Annotated in this window: 18 protein-coding genes and 1 pseudogene; 3 read left to right on the top strand and 16 right to left on the bottom strand. The window is 37.9% G+C overall.

Annotated features, from left to right (window positions below; translation table 11 throughout):
• Window positions 1–351 precede the first annotated feature (351 nt).
• The 4 genes from AC6R0T_RS02955 to AC6R0T_RS02940 all read right to left on the bottom strand — a co-directional run bounded on the left by AC6R0T_RS02955 (window position 352) and on the right by AC6R0T_RS02940 (window position 3,548).
• A complete protein-coding gene (locus AC6R0T_RS02955) occupies window positions 352–975 on the bottom strand; it encodes a hypothetical protein (protein WP_303753863.1) in 624 nt (207 codons plus the stop codon).
• A 341-nt stretch (window positions 976–1,316) separates the two neighbouring features.
• The gene (gene rsmA / locus AC6R0T_RS02950) at window positions 1,317–2,204 is read right to left on the bottom strand and encodes a 16S rRNA (adenine(1518)-N(6)/adenine(1519)-N(6))-dimethyltransferase RsmA (protein WP_303753862.1); all 888 of its coding nucleotides are present in this window, start codon (window positions 2,202–2,204) and stop codon (window positions 1,317–1,319) included.
• Window positions 2,188–2,781, bottom strand: coding sequence for a ribonuclease M5 (rnmV, locus tag AC6R0T_RS02945; protein ID WP_206902362.1), 594 nt, complete (start codon window positions 2,779–2,781; stop codon window positions 2,188–2,190). Before rnmV ends, rsmA begins: the two co-directional genes overlap by 17 nt.
• Window positions 2,778–3,548 carry a TatD family hydrolase gene (locus AC6R0T_RS02940; protein WP_303753861.1) on the bottom strand — a complete coding sequence of 257 codons (771 nt, stop codon included), beginning with the start codon at window positions 3,546–3,548 and terminating at the stop codon, window positions 2,778–2,780. Before AC6R0T_RS02940 ends, rnmV begins: the two co-directional genes overlap by 4 nt.
• Before the next feature lie 547 nt (window positions 3,549–4,095).
• Here AC6R0T_RS02940 and AC6R0T_RS02935 point away from each other — a divergent pair.
• Together AC6R0T_RS02935 and AC6R0T_RS02930 are read left to right on the top strand one after the other, a co-directional pair.
• Window positions 4,096–4,698, top strand: coding sequence for a hypothetical protein (locus AC6R0T_RS02935; RefSeq protein ID WP_303753860.1), 603 nt, complete (start codon window positions 4,096–4,098; stop codon window positions 4,696–4,698).
• 193 nt (window positions 4,699–4,891) lie between these two features.
• Window positions 4,892–5,743, top strand: a pseudogene (locus AC6R0T_RS02930) (metallophosphoesterase); the annotation flags it as partial.
• A gap of 345 nt (window positions 5,744–6,088) precedes the next feature.
• Here AC6R0T_RS02930 and yfcC read toward each other — a convergent pair.
• From yfcC to AC6R0T_RS02880, 10 genes are all read right to left on the bottom strand, one after another.
• Entirely contained in the window at window positions 6,089–7,813 is a 1,725-nt protein-coding gene (yfcC, locus tag AC6R0T_RS02925; RefSeq protein WP_303753858.1) for a putative basic amino acid antiporter YfcC, read from the bottom strand.
• A 384-nt stretch (window positions 7,814–8,197) separates the two neighbouring features.
• Window positions 8,198–9,226: a 3-deoxy-7-phosphoheptulonate synthase gene (locus AC6R0T_RS02920; RefSeq protein ID WP_303753857.1), complete on the bottom strand. Its 1,029-nt coding sequence runs from the start codon at window positions 9,224–9,226 to the stop codon at window positions 8,198–8,200.
• 371 nt (window positions 9,227–9,597) lie between these two features.
• Window positions 9,598–10,275: a uroporphyrinogen-III synthase gene (locus tag AC6R0T_RS02915; protein ID WP_303753856.1), complete on the bottom strand. Its 678-nt coding sequence runs from the start codon at window positions 10,273–10,275 to the stop codon at window positions 9,598–9,600.
• A gap of 117 nt (window positions 10,276–10,392) precedes the next feature.
• Window positions 10,393–10,695 carry a nitrite reductase (NAD(P)H) small subunit gene (locus AC6R0T_RS02910; protein WP_206902356.1) on the bottom strand — a complete coding sequence of 101 codons (303 nt, stop codon included), beginning with the start codon at window positions 10,693–10,695 and terminating at the stop codon, window positions 10,393–10,395.
• The gene (nirB, locus tag AC6R0T_RS02905; protein ID WP_303753855.1) at window positions 10,695–13,124 is read right to left on the bottom strand and encodes a nitrite reductase large subunit NirB; all 2,430 of its coding nucleotides are present in this window, start codon (window positions 13,122–13,124) and stop codon (window positions 10,695–10,697) included. Before nirB ends, AC6R0T_RS02910 begins: the two co-directional genes overlap by 1 nt.
• 184 nt (window positions 13,125–13,308) lie before the next feature.
• Complete coding sequence (locus AC6R0T_RS02900) at window positions 13,309–13,755, bottom strand: precorrin-2 dehydrogenase/sirohydrochlorin ferrochelatase family protein (RefSeq protein WP_526159661.1); 447 nt, start codon at window positions 13,753–13,755, stop codon at window positions 13,309–13,311.
• Window positions 13,748–14,461, bottom strand: coding sequence for a sirohydrochlorin chelatase (locus AC6R0T_RS02895; RefSeq protein ID WP_303753854.1), 714 nt, complete (start codon window positions 14,459–14,461; stop codon window positions 13,748–13,750). The genes AC6R0T_RS02900 and AC6R0T_RS02895 overlap by 8 nt, the downstream gene beginning before the upstream one ends.
• A 24-nt stretch (window positions 14,462–14,485) precedes the next feature.
• A complete protein-coding gene (locus AC6R0T_RS02890; RefSeq protein ID WP_206902352.1) occupies window positions 14,486–15,118 on the bottom strand; it encodes a response regulator transcription factor in 633 nt (210 codons plus the stop codon).
• Window positions 15,119–15,130: 12 nt separating this feature from the next.
• Window positions 15,131–16,114 carry a sensor histidine kinase gene (locus AC6R0T_RS02885; RefSeq protein WP_303753853.1) on the bottom strand — a complete coding sequence of 328 codons (984 nt, stop codon included), beginning with the start codon at window positions 16,112–16,114 and terminating at the stop codon, window positions 15,131–15,133.
• On the bottom strand, window positions 16,111–16,548 hold the full coding sequence (locus AC6R0T_RS02880; protein ID WP_230710124.1) for a GAF domain-containing protein: 438 nt from the start codon (window positions 16,546–16,548) through the stop codon (window positions 16,111–16,113). The genes AC6R0T_RS02885 and AC6R0T_RS02880 overlap by 4 nt, the downstream gene beginning before the upstream one ends.
• 97 nt (window positions 16,549–16,645) lie before the next feature.
• On the opposite strand from AC6R0T_RS02880, the gene AC6R0T_RS02875 reads away from it, so the two are divergent.
• Window positions 16,646–18,127, top strand: a complete 1,482-nt coding sequence (locus AC6R0T_RS02875) for an amino acid permease (RefSeq protein ID WP_206902349.1) — start codon at window positions 16,646–16,648, stop codon at window positions 18,125–18,127.
• Window positions 18,128–18,403: 276 nt separating this feature from the next.
• On the opposite strand, the gene AC6R0T_RS02870 is transcribed toward AC6R0T_RS02875, so the two are convergent.
• Both AC6R0T_RS02870 and AC6R0T_RS02865 read right to left on the bottom strand, forming a co-directional pair.
• The gene (locus AC6R0T_RS02870) at window positions 18,404–19,732 is read right to left on the bottom strand and encodes a DUF438 domain-containing protein (RefSeq protein ID WP_303753852.1); all 1,329 of its coding nucleotides are present in this window, start codon (window positions 19,730–19,732) and stop codon (window positions 18,404–18,406) included.
• Complete coding sequence (locus AC6R0T_RS02865; protein WP_303753851.1) at window positions 19,733–19,963, bottom strand: DUF1858 domain-containing protein; 231 nt, start codon at window positions 19,961–19,963, stop codon at window positions 19,733–19,735.
• Between the last annotated feature and the right edge of the window lie 168 nt (window positions 19,964–20,131).

The following is a 20,131-nucleotide window of genomic DNA, read 5'->3' as shown; positions in this document are numbered from 1 at the left end:
TATAGCACGAATAAACTGCTACAACAAGCTAACGAGCTTTTGTGCTTAAAATTTTATAACGAACGTTAGGAATCTAACCGCTTGCAGTATTAAAAACTGAATAAACTGCGCTCAGCTCGTAAAAAATAAATAATAAATTTCCGGAAATTGTTCCTCAAATTTTTGGAAATTTTGTTTTATTTCTTGACGTGCTAGTTTATGAAGCTAGATATTTAAAAACTGAGAGCACTGGGGCAACTCTTTCACAATAAGAGTTAGTGCGTAAAGCTAGATATTTAAAAACTGAGCTCAGCTCATAAAAAAATAAAAAAATCCTGCCGTAAGTTTACGGCAGGAAAATATTTTTAGCTATTATCGGGCAGTTTTCACATTGCCAACAACTTCTTTTTGTAATTTCAGAGCTTTGGTAAAGACCGGAATGTCAAAGTGTTTACTTAAAGTCCCCGCAACAAAGTACGCAATATTGTAATCCACCAAACTGTGAATTACGCCACCAAATCCTAATAAGACAAAGTAGAAGTAAAAGACACCCCCATCATATGTTCCTGGTGTACTCAAATTAATCATGTTAAAAGCTAAAACGACCACCACTTCTGCTGCCGCATGAATTAAACCTAAAACGACGTTATACATTTGAAAACGGACATTGGCTAAAGTAAACTGGCCATTTTGCAACACGATTTGAGGATTTTTTTGCAGATATAATGCCCCAATTGTAGCAAAAATTACATGAGTTAAGGCCCGTAATGCAATTACAACAGGTAACCCAGAAACTAAAAACCCAAAAGTTGTTCCCAACGCAACTGCAATCGCTACAGCTGGCGAAAAGAACATCGCAATAAATAATGGCACATGGCTAGCTAATGTAAAAGATGCTGGTCCAATCACAATTTTAGGCATTACCATTGGAATCATGATCCCAAGGCCAATTAGTAAAGCAGCAATCGTTAAATGACGCACAGAATTATTTCTCATTTTTTCCTCCTCAAAAAACTCTAACATTTATTTTTTCGTACCTAACCAACGTGTCAAGACACTTAAGTCTTTTTCATTTTAGTGGTATTTATTTTAAGTGTCAAGACATATATTTTGTTTTTACGAAAAGAGTCTGAAAAATTTCACTTATTTTTTAAATGCAGTTAAATTCAGGTGATAGTTATGTACACCTTTATTAAAATTCTCCTCAAAAAAAGACCACTGCTCTATTCTATTACCTTTATTTTTTTCGCTAAACAAAACAAAATCAGAGGCTACGACAATTTTTCTGTCATAACCTCTGATTAAGATACATTTATTCTAATTTCAAATTTTGTTTTTTATCTACTGATTGTCATCATGGCATTGCTTAAAGCTGCAAATTCAGCTAACGATAATGTTTCCCCACGGCGTTTTGGATCAATGGCTGCACTCTCTAAGCTTTTTGTCAACCAAGCTTTGGTGGCATCATCTTTTCCATAAGCGTGCAGTAAGTTATTCCATAATGTCTTACGGCGCAATTGAAAAGCAGCCTTCGTTAATTTGAAAAATTCTTTTTCGCTAATAACCTCTACTGCTGGTTGACTGCGACGCGTTAATTTTAAAATTGCGGAATCAACATTTGGTTGTGGTACAAAGACGGTTTTGGGAACGATGAAGGCTAATTTGGCTTCCATAAAGTATTGCACCGCAATCGATAAAGAACCATAGGCTTTTGTGCCCGGCTCAGCTGAGATACGATCTGCCACTTCTTTTTGCATCATCACAACCATTTCAGCTACAGGTAAATCACTTTCCAAAAAGTGCATCATAATTGGCGTCGTAATGTAATAAGGTAAATTTGCGACAACTTTTAGCGGCAGCGAATTATCCGTAAAGTTTTCTGCTGTCAATTTCAGCAAGTCCGCTTTTAAAACATCTTGGTGAATGACGTTAACATTTTTATAGGTATGCAAGGTATCTGCTAAAACCGGAATTAGTCGCTCATCAATTTCAAAAGCTAAAACTTCTTTGGCAGACTTGGCTAATTGCTCTGTCAAAGCCCCAATCCCAGGTCCTACTTCAATGACGTTTGTCCGATCGTCAATTTCAGCAGTGGCAACAATTTTCCTTAAAATATTTGGTTCCGTTAAAAAATTTTGGCCTAAACTTTTTTTGAAGGTAAAGCCGTGTTTTTGTAAAATTTCTTTGGTCTTCGATGGTGTTGCAATATCACGTGTGTCTTTCAAGGTCGTCCTCCAGCTCTTTTTTGATTTCTAGCATCGCTGTGTCTAATTCTGCGGCGGTAATGCGAAACATTGCCAGCCGTTTGGTTAATTGTTTACTGTTTGTATAGCCAATTCGCAATTTATCGCCGAGTTTTTCCCGTAATAATTTGGCAGAAGCTCCCGCTATTAAACCATAGTCTATTAAACTTTGTCTACTGATTAATGGAATTTCTTCACTTGTAGTTACAGGCGTCACAACTTTTTTTAACGCCTCCAAAATTGCGGCATCACTCGCATGTTCTACTCCTAAAGAACCATGACTGCGATTAGGTGTCGCTTCTTTGCGTGGTAAAAAAGCATGCTTGGCAGCTGGCACGACTTCCATAATCGTTTTGCGAATTTTCTCACCGGAAAAATCTGGGTCCGTGAAAATAATGACTCCGCGTGTTTCTTGGGCATGTTCAATCTGGGTTAAAATGTCCTCATTGATGGCCGAGCCAATCGTTTCAATGGTGTCTGCTTTGACAACTTCTTGCAGGCGTCTTGTATCGTCTTTTCCTTCAACGACAATAATCTCTTCAATGACTGGCTTTTTCATCGATTAATCCCAAAGAGGCGATGGGCATTAGTCCGTGTAAGTGCTGCGACTTCTTCAAAGGGCATTTCTCGCAGTTCTGCAATTTTTTCTACGACATAACGGGTATAGCCCGGTTCATTGCGTTTACCCCGATAAGGTACCGGTGCTAAATAAGGAGCATCCGTTTCGACCAAAAGACGATCAAGGGGTACAACCGTTGCCGCTTCTTGCACATCAAGCGCCTTTTTGAACGTCACGACACCACTGAAGGAAACATGCATTCCCAGATCCAAAAAGCGTTTTGCCCACTCGCCACTACCGCTGAAACTATGCATAATCCCGCCGATGTCTGCTATTTTTTCATCTTTTAAAATACGATACGTGTCTTCAATGGCGTCCCGGGTATGAATGCTGATTGGTAAATGCATTTCTCTGGCGATGGCAATTTGGCGGCGAAAGATTCTTTCTTGCACTTCTTTTGGATCTTCCATCCAATAATAATCCAATCCAATTTCCCCTAAAGCTACCACTTTAGGTAAGGTTAGCTGTGTTTGCAATTTTTCTTCAATTTCTTTTGTATAGCTACCTGCCTCAGTTGGATGCCAGCCAATAATGCTATATATGTCAGTATATTCTTGACTTAAAGCTAAGCTTTTGTCAATTGTTGGCGTATCAAATCCCACGACTGCCATTTCAGTGACGCCAAGTTCTTTGGCTCGTTGAATCGTTTCTGGGATATCTTCATTAAATTGTTCGGCATTTAAGTGTGTATGAGAATCAAAAATCACCAAGTTCACATCCTTCATTAATATCATTTCGTAACATTACGCTAAACAAACACAAGTGGTGACAGTCTACTGTAAAAATTTACCACTTGTTGTCATTTCATTAGTAACTTTAGCACAAAACCGCTTGTGTCTAAAGTAAAGGCCCCGCAAAAAAATGACTTTTGTAAAAATTTAGTTTACTCGGCTGAAAAGAAAAAAATCTCCCACACCACAAAAGATTAAGTAAATGCCCACAATTCTTAAATTAGGGATAAAATGACTGCCAACCTTCTGATTTTTAGCAATTCCATCTTTTTAGTAGGAGCGGTTGTAACATTGTCTCCTGCAATAAATCCGCCTTTAGTCCGATTTATAATTCTCCTTACTCTTTATAATTAAAGTAGCTTTTTTGTTAGAAATTAAGCTTACCAAAAATGATTTCCCCGCTTCACAAGTTACCAAACAAAGGTATCGTAAAAATCATTTCATCGATTTTTTATCACTTACAACCTTGCTTTAAGCACTCTCTTACACCAACGTTTGATTTTTTATATAAAGGAGTTAAAACATGGAAAATTTCAACCATAAGTATCCACAGTTGGCACAATATCTGCGCCAAAAGTATAAAAAAAATACCAAAGATCAAGTTTTGACTTGGAGCCATTTTGCTATTTTAGCTTTATTTGGTCTCTTATTAAAATTTAGTTTTACTGGACAACTGCTGTTAATTTTTAGCTTTATCGCCATTGCAGCACTTGTTAAAGGCCCCCTGATGCTTTTATATAGTTCAATTTATCTCTTTTTAACAAGTTTATTTCCGCCACTAGGAATTCTCTTATCGACTGTTTTATTCGTTTTATCCTTCCTGGAATTAAAACGCAATTGGCAGTTGAACCTCACCGCTTTTTTCTTTTACGGACTGCCGTTACTTACGACGCTCTTATTAACGTTTGATTTTGGCAATCCTTTTTGGTTAAAAAATAGTTTGTTACTAATCGGGATATTTACGCTTCATTTCCTATTGCAAAACTTCTATCGTCAAGATTTCACAAGTTGGTCCCTAATGTGGTTTCTCATTGCCGCACCTTATGAAATGTTGTTATTTATCATTCCAAAAAAGAACAGCCGTTTGCGTCACAATCCTTCAAAAAAACTTCGAAAATTAAAGTGAGACTGTGCTTTTTTAGATTTTAAATCATTTACAGCGTCTCCTGTCAACGTTTCGGAGACGTTTATTTTATTTGTAACAAAAACGAAATAATTTTCATCTAAATTTAGCAAAATCTTATCTGATGTTCGATTGCTTTTTCTCAAACTATCTTATATTCTATACTAGTTAGCAGAATTTTAAAGGGGGCCGTTTTGTGCAGTTAATTCTAGGTATCATCGCTATTTTACTAGTATTTTCAATTTATGCATTTTTCATTGAACCTAGCAGGCTCAAACAACGGCATTACCTCATTCGCAAAAATAAACAACGGGTATTGGATATTTCAGATGCTTATGACATGTTCGCCCATGAAGGCGATGTAACAATTGCTCATATTAGCGATCTTCACTTTTCTCGCTGGTTCAAGCCACGCAAGATGAATAAAATCATTCGTTCTGTCATGGAGATGCAACCAGATATCATTGTTTTTACAGGTGACTTAATTGATGATTATAAGCATTGGCCAAAAAAACAAACCGATCGCTTAATTGAAAAATTAAAACGTCTAAAAGCTCCGATGGGAAAAATTGCAGTATTAGGCAATCATGATTACAAGCACGGTGGCCAATACTTTGTCAAAGAAGTATTAAAAGAAGCTGGTTTTACTACCTTAGTTAATGAAGAAGTTTTTGGTTCTGATGCGAAGATTTCCATGAATATCGTCGGAATTGATGATTTAAGTGGTGGGAAACCCAACTATAATTTTGAATCAACATTAGCTGAATGGCATATTTTATTAGCCCACCAGCCTGATCAAATTGATGCTATTAATAATTTGGAACAATACGATTTGGTTTTATCTGGTCACAGTCATGGTGGTCAAATCCGACTACCGTATTTATACATCAAAACAGAAGGCGCAAAGCACTATACTGACAGCCTGTACTTACCAACGAAAAATACAATTTTATCTGTGAACACCGGTATTGGCACCACAATGATCCCTGCTCGTGTTGGTGTGCCACCAGAAATTGTTTATTATCATCTTTCCAATAAACGCCAAATCTTTGAAAATTTTGATGGCAATTTTAATTTTGAAAAACAAATTACGGTCGAAAAAAATGAAGTTGTGCAACAAGAAGAAAAAAATGACTATCTTACACCCGATCGGACAACTGTTCCAAAAGAGCCAGCTGAAACACCGACTGATACCCCAGCCGAAAAAAAGACGGATAAAACCGATAAAGTAGTGGATATCAACTTATTCCGCCGTCGTTATAAAAATAAAAAAATTATCTAATACAAAACAATACGACTTTCAAAATTTGATTTTGAAAGTCGTTTTTTTTATCCTATCCATTATACCCTACAACAAAAAAACTCCCTCTAAAAAGAGGAAGTTAATTGCGTGCTATTGTAGACCAATTGCAATTGCGATCACGATGAAAATTGACCCTAATACAAAGAAGAAACCTTGCATCTTGATTTGGAATTTCGCCCATTTGGCCCATTCAATATGTGCGACACCTAAAACCCCAATTAAACTTGCTGAAACTGGTGTGAAGGCATCAACAAACCCTGCACCTAATTGATAAGCTAAAACTGCAACTTGGCGAGAAACGCCCACAAGGTCAGCCAATGGCGCCATAATTGGCATTGTTAAAGCTGCTTGTCCTGAATTTGATGTTACGACTAAGTTGAATAAACTTTGGAAAACATACATTGCCCAAGCACCAACCATCGCGGGAACACCGCTTAATAAACCACCAACGCCGTGTAACATTGTGTTTAATGCAGATGGCATGTTCGCATCAGAACCACCTAAGACAAGTAGAATTCCTTTTGCCATCCCTACAACGATCGCTGTGCCAGCTAAATCAGCCGCACCGCTTTGGAAACTTTTGGCAATATCATTCCAACCCATTTCGTCCAGTTTGAACAATACTGCAATAATACCGGCAACTAAGCCCATTACAAAGAATTGAGATGCAATTTCAGGAATATAATATCCTTCTTGGGTTACTCCCCAAACGATCCAAATTAAAACAACTAACATTTCCAACAAAATTAATTTGTGACCTAATAAGAAAGGTTTCTTTTCATCTGTCGTTTTTTGAATTTGATCACGGAAATGCGCATCTGATTCATAAACTTCTGATTTCATTGGATTTTTACGAATACGTTCTGCATATAATGATAAGTAAAGTGCAGAAAGTGCGGTAATAACAAACCACATAACTAAACGGAAGGTTGCACCAGATAAGACTGGAATTCCGGCAATCCCTTGGGCAACTGCCACACTAAATGGACTCATCCAAGAAGCGGCATTCCCCACCTGCGAGGCAACATAAGTCACGGTGACCGCCACAATAGAGTCATACCCCAGCGCTATGACAAAAGGCACCATCACCATTGAAAACGGAATAACTTCTTCGGCCATCCCAAAAGTGGCACCACCAAAAGAAAAGGCAAAGAATAATAACGGAATCGCTAGCCGTTCTAGACCACGCGTTTTGGAAATAAAGGCAAAAATACCAGCATCAATCGCGCCTGTACGCATAATAATCCCAAAGGCACCACCGACGACGAGAATTAAAGCAACAATCCCAACAGCTGAACCGTACTTGTCACCAGAAACTAATCCTTCAAAAACAAAGTTCAAGAAACCAAAACCATTAAAATCATCGGTTCCCCAAATCTTAGCTGTCTTGTGAAGCTTTTCTGACTTATCATAAATTTTGTCACCGTATAATTTATACAGCGCATCATCGGTCAGATTAATGCCATCTAGTGTTTCTTGAGAAAGTTTACTTTCCCCGTCTTTTATGACACCTTCAACATCTTCTTTGGCAACATCTAATTTTTCTAATTCATTTTGATTGCCCGCTAAATCTTCTAGTTTATCAAAAACAAACTCTTTATTTAACGGATAATCATAGCGGAAGGTATCTTGCTCCAAGACCGTCCGTGTTGCTACTTCCCCATTGGCATCTTTGTACTCAACTTCAGTGGTAGAAAACTTACCTGCTGGTACAATAAACGTCAATAGCCACGCCGCGATAACAACCATAAAAATAATGACATAAGTATGGGGCGTACGCATTTTTGTTAAATCACGTTTTTTCTTGTTCTTCATATCTCTATCCTCTCTTTATACGATAACAATATTATAAGTTATTCTAGTCAAAAATCATACGTTTCTTTTGTAATTTTTTTTAGATAAGCTGAATAATTATTGAAATTCCTTTTACAGCAATACCTTGATAGAACGCGATTTTAAAAGTTTTTAATTTCTGAAAATTCAAATTATTACCGCTAACAATGATGCTTTTTCCTTATTTTAATTAATTGGGTAAAGTTATCTTATACAAAATAAATGATAGCTATAAAATAATAATAAAAAATTAAGGGGTGATAATTCCCACCTTTTTAGGCAAAAGAATAGCCCAAGATAAATTTTATTTTTTATCTTGGGTTATTTTATTGCCTGTTTCCTGCATCAATTTGTTACTTCAAAAATTTATTCGACATGTTTTGCAATGTAGCGAACTAACTCTTCTGTTTTTTCCCAGCCGAGACAAGGATCGGTGATCGATTGACCAAAAACGGTTCCATCTGGTTCTTGACGACCATCTTCTATGAAACTTTCAATCATAAAGCCACGAACCATTTTTTTAATTTTTTGATTGTACTTGCGGTTTTCTAAGGTTTCTTTGACAATTCGAATTTGTTCGAAATACTGTTTACCAGAATTATCGTGATTGGTGTCCACTACCACAAAAGGATTTTTAAAGTTTCCTGCTTCATAACGATTTGTAACTTCGATTAAATCTTCATAGTGATAATTGGGAATATTTTTCCCTACTTCATTTAGTCCCCCTCGTAAAACAACGTGGGCTAATGGGTTAGAAGAAGACTCCACTTCTGCGCCATTATAAATGAACTCTTGTTTTTGTTGCGCAGCATATAGTGAATTGAATAGAACAGTTAAATTTCCACTCGTAGGATTTTTCATCCCCGTTGGCTGATTGATACCACTGGCCACAAAACGATGTTGCTGATCTTCTACAGAGCGGGCACCAACTGCAATATAACTTACCAAGTCTTCAACGAACTCTAAGTTTTCAGGGTAAAGCATTTCATCAGCAGTCGTTAAACCTGTTTCAGTTAAAACACGTTTGTGTAATTTACGTACGGAAACAATCCCGCGAATTAAATTACTTTCTCCATTGGGATTTTGCTGATGCAACAGGCCTTTGTAGCCATCGCCATTGGTTCGGGGCTTATTCGTGTAAATGCGTGGTACCATGAATACTTTATCAGCGACTTCTGCTTGCAATTTTGCTAAACGATGTACATATTCCATCACAGCTTCTTCTTCATGGGCTGAACACGGACCAATGATTAACAAAATACGTTGATCTTCACCGGTAATAATTTTTTCTAATTCCAAATCACGTGCTTTTTTTTGCGCCGCCTCTGCTTCTGATAATTTTGCTAATGACTTTACTGACTCTGCGTTAATTTTTTTACTGATTGCTTTAAACATGTCCTTTTACCCCTTTATTTTAAGATTTAAATACAAAGAAAAAGACCTCATCCTTTCAATTTGAAAGGACGGGTCTTGAAATAGACTCGTGTTACCACCTTTTTTTATAGTCTGCTTGCGCAAAACTACCTCATTAGGTACAAAAATACTTATACCCTGGCAAATTTAACGAAGGCACACCATCCGTCGCAGCCTACTTGATTCGGTGCGAAGTTCAAAGAGGAATTCAGTAAAAATAATTGCGCGCCTCTCAATTACCGGCAACTTCCTGTCTTCTTATTTTTACTTACTATTTCTTGTCATCACTTTTATTTATTGCATTTATTGTATACAGCTACTTTTTAATTGTCAAGAAAATTCTAACAATTATTTTAATCAATCTTTTCTACGTCACTTTTCAATCGTGCAGTATACCCGGCTTTTTCAATTGCTTTTTTTGTTGTTTCGCCAATAGCAACAAACTGTAACGGCAAAGCCGAATAATTTTTATAAACCTTAATAAAACGTCTCCAAGCAGAAGGACTCGTAAAATATACGGCGGTGATTTTTTTTGTCTCCAACACCTTTTCTAACTTTTTTTGACTCGTCAGTGGAAAAAGGTTGTCATACGCAATAAAACTCTGTACCTCGTAATTTGCCAGCATCTTTTCCACATTATTATCTGCCAATTGACTTTTCGGATATAAAATACGTGTTTTTTTAGGGTAGGCTTTTTGCCAAGTCGTTAACAGCATTTCCTTTGTCTCTTTGGGACTAATAAAAGTAGGGGTAAAACCTGCATTTATCACTGCTTGGGCAGTTTTTTGTCCAATTACAGCGATTTTCACACTAGATTGGGCATGCTTTAAAATACTTTCAACCGGGACTTGACTTGTAAAAAAAAGCCACTGGGTTGCTTTAATTTCTGCAATTTCGTTAGCGGATAATTTTCGTAAAGAAATTTTAGTTAAAGGTAAAATTTGCGTCTGATAACCCTTGGCTATAAAAAAAGCTTGATCCAATTCATTTAAGCCAGCTAAACGAGTTAGCAAAATGCACGCTTTTTTCATGATGTTTCCTTTCTAAAATAAATACCCAAACCATTTTTTAGGTCACAAAAGTTAAAATTGTCGCCACCTAAGCTTAAGTTTGGGTATTTTTGTCATTTTGAGTTACACACGCCAAATTTAGATTTCAACGTAAACTTCATCTTCGTCAATCATAACTGGAAAAGTCTTGATCTGACCTTCATCAGGTTCTTGAATCCTACCGTCAATAAGGGAGATTTTGTAATCCCGCATCGGTTCATAGAGGTAATCCCCTGCAACCATGCCTTCTAAAATCGGTCCTTTTGTTAAGGGACAGTAATCAGCTAAAGCGTAAATTTTCCCTTCAGAAGTCGTAAAAATCGCAATTTTTTCATCCTTAAGGGTGACCGAACGCCCCACTCGTGGAATGAGTTTACTTTTTTTGGTGGCTAAAACTTTCATTACGAAACCTCCACTTTTTCCGGTTTTTCAATCGTATACATTTTTTCTCGTAAATCAACATCTTTTGTAATTGGTCCCCACGGATCCCGCTGACCTTTTGCCTCTAATGATTCACGTAATGCTGTCCATAGCTCTACTCTTTTTTTCGTATCCAATAAGACGGTCTTCACATTATCAAAGCCCATCCGTTCAACCCAAGGCGCTGTCCGTTCACCGTAAACGCCTGTTTCACGATAATATTGCAACATTGCACCACAAAGTTCAATGACTTCAGCTTCTGTTTCAAAAGTCCCTAACATTTTGGCTTCGACAAGTTCTGTTCCGCCGTTGCCGCCAATCATTACTTGAAAGCCATTTTCCACACCGATAATCCCAAAGTCTTTTACCGCCGATTCGACACAGCTGCGGGGACAACCCGAAACACCGACTTTAAATTTGTGGGGCGTATCCAAATACTCAAATGTCTCTTCCAATTTTACCCCTAAGCCCATTGTATCTTGGGTACCAAAACGACAGAAGTTTTTCCCCACACAAGTTTTAACAGAGCGGAATACTTTGCCATAAGCTTGGGCTGCAACCATATCTAATTCTTCCCATATTTTTGGCAGGTCAGCTTTTTTCACACCATAAAGGCCGATGCGCTGAGAACCGGTGACTTTGACCAATGGGACATTGTATTTTTCCGCTACTTGTGCCAATTTTAATAATTGTTGCGGTGTTGTTTGACCACCACGCATCCGGGGAATAACCGAAAAAGTTCCATCTTTTTGAATATTGGCATGCATCCGTTCGTTTACAACTCGCGATTCACGTTCATCCTCATGCTCTTTTGGCCAGGCTACATTTAAATAGAAATTGACCGCCGGACGACATTTAGGACAGCCCTCTTTATTTTTCCAGCCGAGGGTTTCAAATACTTCTTTGGTACTCAACAAATGTTTGGCATAAATTTGTGTTACCACTTGATCTCGATTTAAATCTGTACAACCACAGATTCCTGTTGCCGCTGTAACACTATCGCCCAGTTCAGCTTCTAACAAAGTTTGTACTTGCGGTTTACATTTACCACATGAAGTTCCCGCTTTTGTAACTTTCCCAACTTCAGCGACACTGGTTAATCCTTTTTCCCGGATTGAACGGAGAATATCGCCTTTTGAAACACCATTACAGCCACAAACCGTTTCATCCTCATCCCATGATAAAACATCATCGCCTGTGCCAGCACCTTCGCCAATCGCTTGTAAAACTGCGATTGTTTGTAACTCATCTAAAGATTGTCCTTTTTTCATCATGTTGTAATAGCGACTGCCGTCTTCTGTGTCGCCGTACAAAACGATACCGGCAATTTTTCCGTCTTTTAAGAAAATCTTCTTGTATTTTTTACTGCTACTATCAAAAGCTTCAATACTTTCTAGACCTTCTGTATTTACAACATTGCCCGCAGAATAAAGATCTGCCCCCGAAACTTTCAAGGAAGTAAACGTCGTTGAACCTTGATAAGGCTTAATATCGGCTTGTTGTGTTAATTTATCTGCTAAAACTTTGCCCTGTTCAAATAAAGGTGCCACCAGACCATAACAAATACCATTATGTTCAGCGCATTCCCCGACTGCGTAAATATCTGGTAAATTGGTTTCCATATAGTCATTTACCACAATTCCACGATTAACCGTCAAGCCGATTTCTTGTGCCAACTCTACTGCCGGACGAATTCCAATCGACATCACAATTAAGTCGGTTGCAATCTCACTACCATCACTAAAGCGCATCCCTTCTACTCGTGTATCCCCTAGAATTTCTTTAGTGTTGTGTTCTAACAAAAATTTCAATCCTTGATTTTCAAGCTCAGCTTGTAATAACTTGCCTGCTTTTTCATCTAGTTGAGTTTCCATTAACCACTTTGCTAAGTGAACGACGGTAACGTCCATTCCTTGGTCGTATAACCCTTTGGCTGCTTCTAAACCTAATAATCCACCACCGATTACGACTGCTTTTTTATATTTTGCAGCAGCTTGTAACATCGCTGCTGTATCATCAATCGTACGAAAAGCGACCACACCTTCTTTATCAACACCAGGAATCGGTAAGAGAAATGGATGTGAGCCGGTTGCAAAAAGCAGTTTGTCAAAAGGAACGACTTGTCCAGAATTGGTAGTAATAATTTTGTTTTCAGTATCGACTCCGACAGCTTCATCATGATTAATTAATTGAATGTGGTTTTCTGTATACCAAGCAATTGGATTAGTAATAATTTCTTCCACTGTCATTTTATTTTGCAAAACATTGGATAACATAATGCGATTGTAATTTGGATAAGCTTCTTTACCAATAATAGTTACTTCATAGCGATCTGGATCACGACTGATAATTTCTTCAATCGTTCGAACTCCCGCCATTCCGTTTCCGATTACGACTAAACGTTCTTTCATGGATTTTCCACCTTTATTGTTAATAGCTTCACAATAAAAGAAATCACCCTTGAAACCTATTGGGGAATCCCCTATATTTGTTGTTTATTTCACAAAGTAACCAAAAAAAATGCTGCCTTTTCCTGCAAACACCAAAGTAGCCCATCACCTTTTTCTTATCCTTCGGTCAGATAAAAAAACAGCCTCAGCTATTGAGACTGTCTTCATTTCTTAAGATTTGCTGCAATTTTTCTTTTAACTCTTTTGTTTGACTTGGGCTTTTCCCCTTAGAAGAAAGTGCAATTTCAAAATCATGATACGTAAAACTCGCCAAATTAAAAAAATTACTGTTGGCTTTATTTGTCGTATCATTCACAAGTTGTGTTGGTAAAATGTCTCTTGTGATTTCATGATTCACCCTATCGTCATTGGTACAAATGAAAATCATTTGAAAATCAGCAGTGTCCCCTATTTGGTAGATTCGCTTGTGCCACGTTATCTTTTTTGCCACTGCTGCTTTTTGCACATAATCACTGGCAACAGGTGCAATTACCGTCGGACTATTTCCGGCTGCCACTAGTTTTTGAATTTTTCTAGTAGCAATTTTCCCTGCCCCGACAACTAAAATTTTCATAGTGACAACATCAAGCATGATCGGTAACATTGCTATCTGCCAACCTTTCTAAAATCGCTGCGACCACTGCTGGACTATCCGCCAAAGTGGGTAAAATCGTATCTTTAGTTCCTCGTTTTGTTACAATATCTTGTTTAATTTTTGTCGGTAAAAATCCTTCTGTGAGAAAAAGCCGTTGAACAATTAAGGGTGTCGGGATTTGGTTTAAAACTGTTGTATAAAGATGCTCACCATGGTAATTGGCAGGATAAACTTTACGTCCAGAAATTAACGTCAATTTCTGGGCAATCTCTGCTAGCTGCGCATAAGGTTCCAAAAAATGAGGCGTCCCGTGGGCGATTAATAAAACCGATTGTGGTAAAAGTTTTGGCTGTGCTGCTAATTGTTCTGCTAAAAAACGCAAAACAGCATGGGTTGTGCCAAGGGGTTCTAAATAAGTTGCAATAGCCTCTTTGGGCAAAACAGCTCCCGCGCGCATTGGCAACTCTACTTTAACGTGGGTAGCTGCAAACAATAACACTGGCAAAAAGATAAATTCCTGGCAGCCTTTTGCAACAAGTTTTGCAATGCTATCTTCTAACGTTTGACGTTCTCCTTCTAAAAAACCGATGGCAAAAGGAACTGATACTGCTCGCGCTGCCTGTTCAATGGCAGCAATATTCGTTTTGACAATGTGATCTTGGCGTCCGTGTAAAACAAATATAATCCCTTTTTTTGCTGGCACAACTTTTCCTCCTTAAAAAAACTGCTAAAAATCGATCAAATGGTGCTTTAAACTATATTGCAATAAGCTAGCATAACTATCCAACTGCAACTTTTTCCGAATATTGGCCTTATGGACTTCTACTGTTTTCACAGAAATAAAAAGTCGTTCGGCAATTTCTTTATTGTTATACCCTAATGCAATCAAAGGTAATATTTCTTTTTCTCTTTTAGATAAGCTGGCATATAAACGATCTTCTTGCCCATGAGCAATTTCATTTAATGCCTCTTCATCATAGCCGGCATAATAACGTTTGCCTAAAAAAACGTTACGAATTCCCGTTAATAATTCTTCATCAGTGGCACTTTTTAATACGAAACCATCCGCATGTGCCGCTAATGCACCACGTATATAAGATTCTTCATCATGCATTGTCAAAAGAATAACTTTTACGTTAGGATGCGCTTCTTTGACCCGTTTAGTCGTAACCAACCCATTTTCTCCTGGAGGCATACTGATATCTAGCAAAACGATATCTACCGGCAAATTTTCAATTTTCATGAAGACCTCGTTGCCATCGGCAGCATCGCCAATAACTTCCATGTCCGCTTGTGCATTAATCATAAAAGCCAATGCGTTACGAACCAAGGCATGATCGTCTGCAATCAAAATTTTCATGGCGCTCCTCCTCTAATTCTTTGCGGCAGCACTATGCTCTAATGGTACCGTAATTTTTATTTTTGTACCTTGATTTGGCTCAGTAACTAAACTAAAGCTGCCATTTAAGGCGTGAATTCGCTCTTGCATGTTCATTAAACCTAAGCCTTTTTTTTCCTGCAGTAAATGAAAGCCCCGACCATAATCAACAATTTCAATTGTTAAAAAAGTTTGAAAAGTCAAAGTTAATTGCACTTGATTCACACCCGCATACTTCATAGCATTGGCCACTGCTTCTTGTACCACGCGATATAAAGTCGTCCGTACAGTTTCAGATAAGGAAGCTTGCTCTCCTGTAACCGTTAAGTCAATTTCAAATCCCGTCATTTCTTCTGTGCGGGCAATAAATTGCTCCAATGCTGGTACAAGACCAAAGGCATCTAAGGACATGGGACGCAATTCACCAGCTAAATCGCGAACTTCTTCAAGTACCTCAGCAAAATGGCGGTCAATGGCTTGCAACTTTTCAGGTTGCATTTCTGGTGTTATCCACTTTAACCCCCTTGTTTCCAACATCAAACTGTAAATACTCTGGGCAATCCCATCATGTAGATCTTTGGCAATTTTTTTCCGTTCACTTTCTCTAGCGTCATTTAAATACCCAAAAAGCGAATTCACATTATCTGAGGCTTTTTGTAAGGTAATTTGAAGCAAAGTTGCCTGCTTGCCAAAAGTAACTTGCCCCCAAAATTCATGGGGATTTTTATCTTGATCTAGTAAAATGAGAGGAAAGCCAGCTGGGGTAATTTCACCTACAACAAAAAAATTACTTTTCTTTTCAGGCAAAAGCTCAGAAGTGGTATTCTCTCCTTTGGCAATCGCAATTATTTTTGCCAAGTCAAGACGATAGCTTTTTTCTAATTTTTTTGCCGCTAATGTCCGGTGCCATTTATTGTCTGCTAAAAGCCAGATAGCTTCAGACAATTGAGCAAAAAGATTTTCCTCAAACATAATCATGACTCCAACTCCTTTAAAGTTGGTGCTAATATTTCAGCGGCTGTCACTACAGCTTTTATTTCAGTGGGGGTAAAGGCGTGAGTATGGCGAAAACCAATCGCCAAAATACCGATCACTTCGTTTTTTACGGTGACTGGAACGGCCAGCATGCTATCCAATGCTTCCACTCTGGCAATCGGGTACTCTAATAATTTATCCGGCTGACTAAAAATAGCTTCATCTGCTTGCGGACGTCCCGTTTTCCAAACCATTCCGGCAATCCCACGCCCAACTTTCAAACGAATCTTCTGATAAGCTTCACTTTTATTTCCGCTAACATAACGCCAACGAATAGTTTGTGGGGCATTTGCAGGTGCACAATTCACCGCAATCCCAACAAAATCGCAGCGCCATAAACTTCTTTTTTCTTGCAACCAATTTACTATATCTTTCATCTGCTACTCCAATTCCCTATATTTCAACAACCAACTTGTAGTTTGTTACAAAACTCACTAATATAATACCGTAATCTTACGAGGAGGCAATCACTTGATGCAAAAAAACATGTCCATCACAACATTAATGTTGCTTATTATTACTACCGTTTATTCATTTTCAAGTATGGCGACTGCCTTTTTTATGCTGGGGACCAAATCATTGGCATGGTTTATTATTAGCGCACTTTGCTATTTTATCCCCTATGCTCTTATTGTAGCGCAATACAGCAAAAAATACGCCCATCAAAAAGGCACTATTTATGATTGGTTAAAAGATTCCTTCTCCCCTAAAGTTGCCTTTATTACTGCTTTTTTATGGTATTGCAGTTATTTCACTTGGATGGTCAGTCTCTTTATGAAATTGATGATTCCTTTATCTATTTTGCTGTTTGGCAGTGATATGACTGGCCAAATGAATTGGTTCAACTTGCCCGCCCAAGTCTGGTTAGCACTTTTAGCTATTCTTGCTGTTTTATGTTTAACCTATTTATTAAGTCGCGGGTTTAAAACTATTTTATCTTTTTTAAAAATCAGTAGCTTGGCCATGGTTGCACTTTTACTACTTTCGCTTTTTAGTAACCTGACTTTATTAGTATTACAACCTGCCAATTTTATTCCAAACTTAGTTAAAAGTTGGCAGGCACCCAGCTTTTTTGCCGGAACGTATGACCACTTTTTTAGCCAATTACCCTTTTTCATCTTTGCAATCACAGCATTTGGTGGTTTAGATACTGTCGCTAGTTTAGCAGATAAAACCAAAGAAAGCCGCAAAAAATTTCCTCAAGCGGTTATTTTCAGTGCAGGAATTATCGCTTTATTATACATCTTAGGCATCATTTTATGGAGTGGAACAAACGATATCACAGCTTTACGTCAAACCAATCAAATGCACTTGGGAAATTTGATGTATGGCTTAACTGGTAGCTTAGCAAAATCATTGGCACAAGCTTTCGGTTTTAATTACTGGCAGACGAATCTTTTGTATCAATTTTATATTCGCTATACAGCTTTTACCTTATTAACAGCTTACTTAGGGCTGCTTTCTTCCATTACTTACGGACCTTTAAAAAGCTTAATTACCGGCACGCCAAAAGAAATATGGCCGAAGTCTTTTATTAAACTCAACCACAAACAAATGCCAGATAATGCCCTCTGGCTACAAGCAGGTGTGATTAGTATTTGTATTGCCGCATTATCTTTTAACAATCAAATTATCGGAAATCTATTCAATCAACTTACCTATATGACCAATGTTTCCCGCGCATTACCCTATTTTGTGGTGGCCGCAAGCTTTCCTTTTTTCATTAGAAAAAATATCGTCGGACAAGAAGAACTTTTAATTTCTGATAAAAGAGTCAATCATCTGCTTTCTATCAGTGTTTGCCTCTGTGTAGCAGTCGCAATTTTTTTTCAAGTCTATGAACCTCTGAAAGCCGGTGAATATAACAATGTGCTCACGTTAATTTTAGGACCAGGCTTATTTGCACTACTAGCCGCCAAATTGTACCAACGCTTTGAGCGTAGCCAACCTATTTAGCCAAAACTTGCTTACAATCAATTTTGTTAAGAAATTGCGGTTTATCTTAGCTAAATAAGAACCGTAGAAATTTAGCTAAGCTTACTTAAAAAAATGCTCATGTTAAAAACTTGTTGTCTTTTTACCCTTTTAGCTTATTATCTTCAAAGTTCTTGTATAAATAAAACTGCGCTAACATTGGCAAAAATATTGGCCTGAAAATTTTTTCATCTCTTAACAACAAAAAACCTAGCGTAACTTTTCCATAATAAAAAAGTTACGCTAGGTTTTTTAGTATTATTTTTGATCCAGTAGACGATTTTGCCCGTTGATAGCTTGAATTTCAGTAATATCTTGCGTGACTTCTAAACATCCCATATACTTACCTTCTTCATCTTGTAACGCAAAATAGCGAATGTATATTTTTCGCTCTTTTAAATCAATCCAAAAATCGGCAGTTTGTCGTATGCCACTTTTAAAATCATTTAAAATCTGTTCAACTACATGCATACTTTTGGGAGGATGACAATTCACCACTTCCCGACCAATCACTGAACGGGTTCGTGGAAAGACGCGTTTTTGACCTTCCGAATAAAAACGTACCCGATCGTCTTTGTCTACAAAAGTTAAATCTACTGGTAGCACTTCAAAGATTGCAAGTAGCTGCTCTAGTTTTAAACTTCCGGTGGGGAAAACTACATTTTCAGCTGAGCTTTGGTCTTGCCAATCGTAGTGTTTGGTTGGAGTTTCTTGGGTGATAGCATCGTGTGCTAATCCTGCAGCAATTTCTGCTGTTGTCTCTTTGGCCTGCGCAATCGCAGCTAAGCGGGCTGGTTTTTGATCTTGTTCATCTGCCAAAGCCTTTTGACTTGCTTTAAAAGCCAGTGGCTCAGGAATAAAGGCAAACCCAATCTCAAAGCTGTCTTTGGCGATTTCTTCCCAGTCCTTCAAACTAAAAACATCTAATGTCATCGGCGCCATGATTTCTTCTTCTTTAAAAATCATTTCTTCGATTTCTTCTTTTAGTGCTTGCCATTTTTCAGATAAAGGATTAAATGCCGCTTTTTCACTGCCAGCGTACTGGATCAAATCTTTTAACATTGCCCGTACTTGGTCGTCCACCCCCCACATAACTTGTGGTGGTGCAGTGATGCCATATTTTTCCATATAGCTAAAAATCAACGTTTCTTTGCGGGCATAATGCTTTTCGATTTGACCCAAATCTTCTAAAGCAGCCAATAAACGCTCCTTGTTTGACCAATCACCTTTTTTCATTTTCTTTAATAGCTCATCCACTTCATCTGTCAGCAAAGACTGCAACACCTGATTTTCCAATTTTAACGTGTGAATGGGATGTCCTGGTTGTTCATGCTCCAAATTAGAACGATGAATCTCATTGATTGCCCCTTTAAAGACAGCAGCATGAATATTGCATAATCGTTGTATTTCAGCTGGATTCAAACCAGATTTAATTAATGCTTTTTCGGCCGCGGTAATTTCCGTTACATCGACTCCATCAAATTCTTGATTAAACAAATCCTTGGCTTCTGCAAAGGAGCCACCCTCATGTAGTAAAGCTAAAATTTCTACAATTCGCTCTTGGCGTTGTGCGCGTGTACGTTCCATTTATTTTCCTCCTGTCACGGTAAATCCTGCCGCTTCAAAAGCAGTAATAATTTGCGACAATGGTATTTTTTTCAGGCGGGCACCTTTTTCAATTGTCATATAACGACCGGCAGTTTGTAGCATCCCCGGTTTTTCAATCGCAGCAAAACCAATCTTTGCCATAATTGCTTTCACTTCAGGATACTCTGTTACCACATCAAAAAGACTGCGCGTCAAATCAAGTTCTTTCAAATTATTCCATCTCCTCAGACTATTGAGAATGATTCTCACTGACATTATACCGTGAATTGTGAAGAAAACCACTAGGAGATTTCCCTAATTAAATTTTCCATTACGTCGCTTTTGCAAATAAAAAATGAATCCGACGCTGATTTTTTTCAACTCAATATCACAAAAAAA

It is taken from the genome of Enterococcus sp. S86.2 (assembly GCF_059834485.2).
This window is presented reverse-complemented; position numbering and strand designations above follow the sequence as displayed.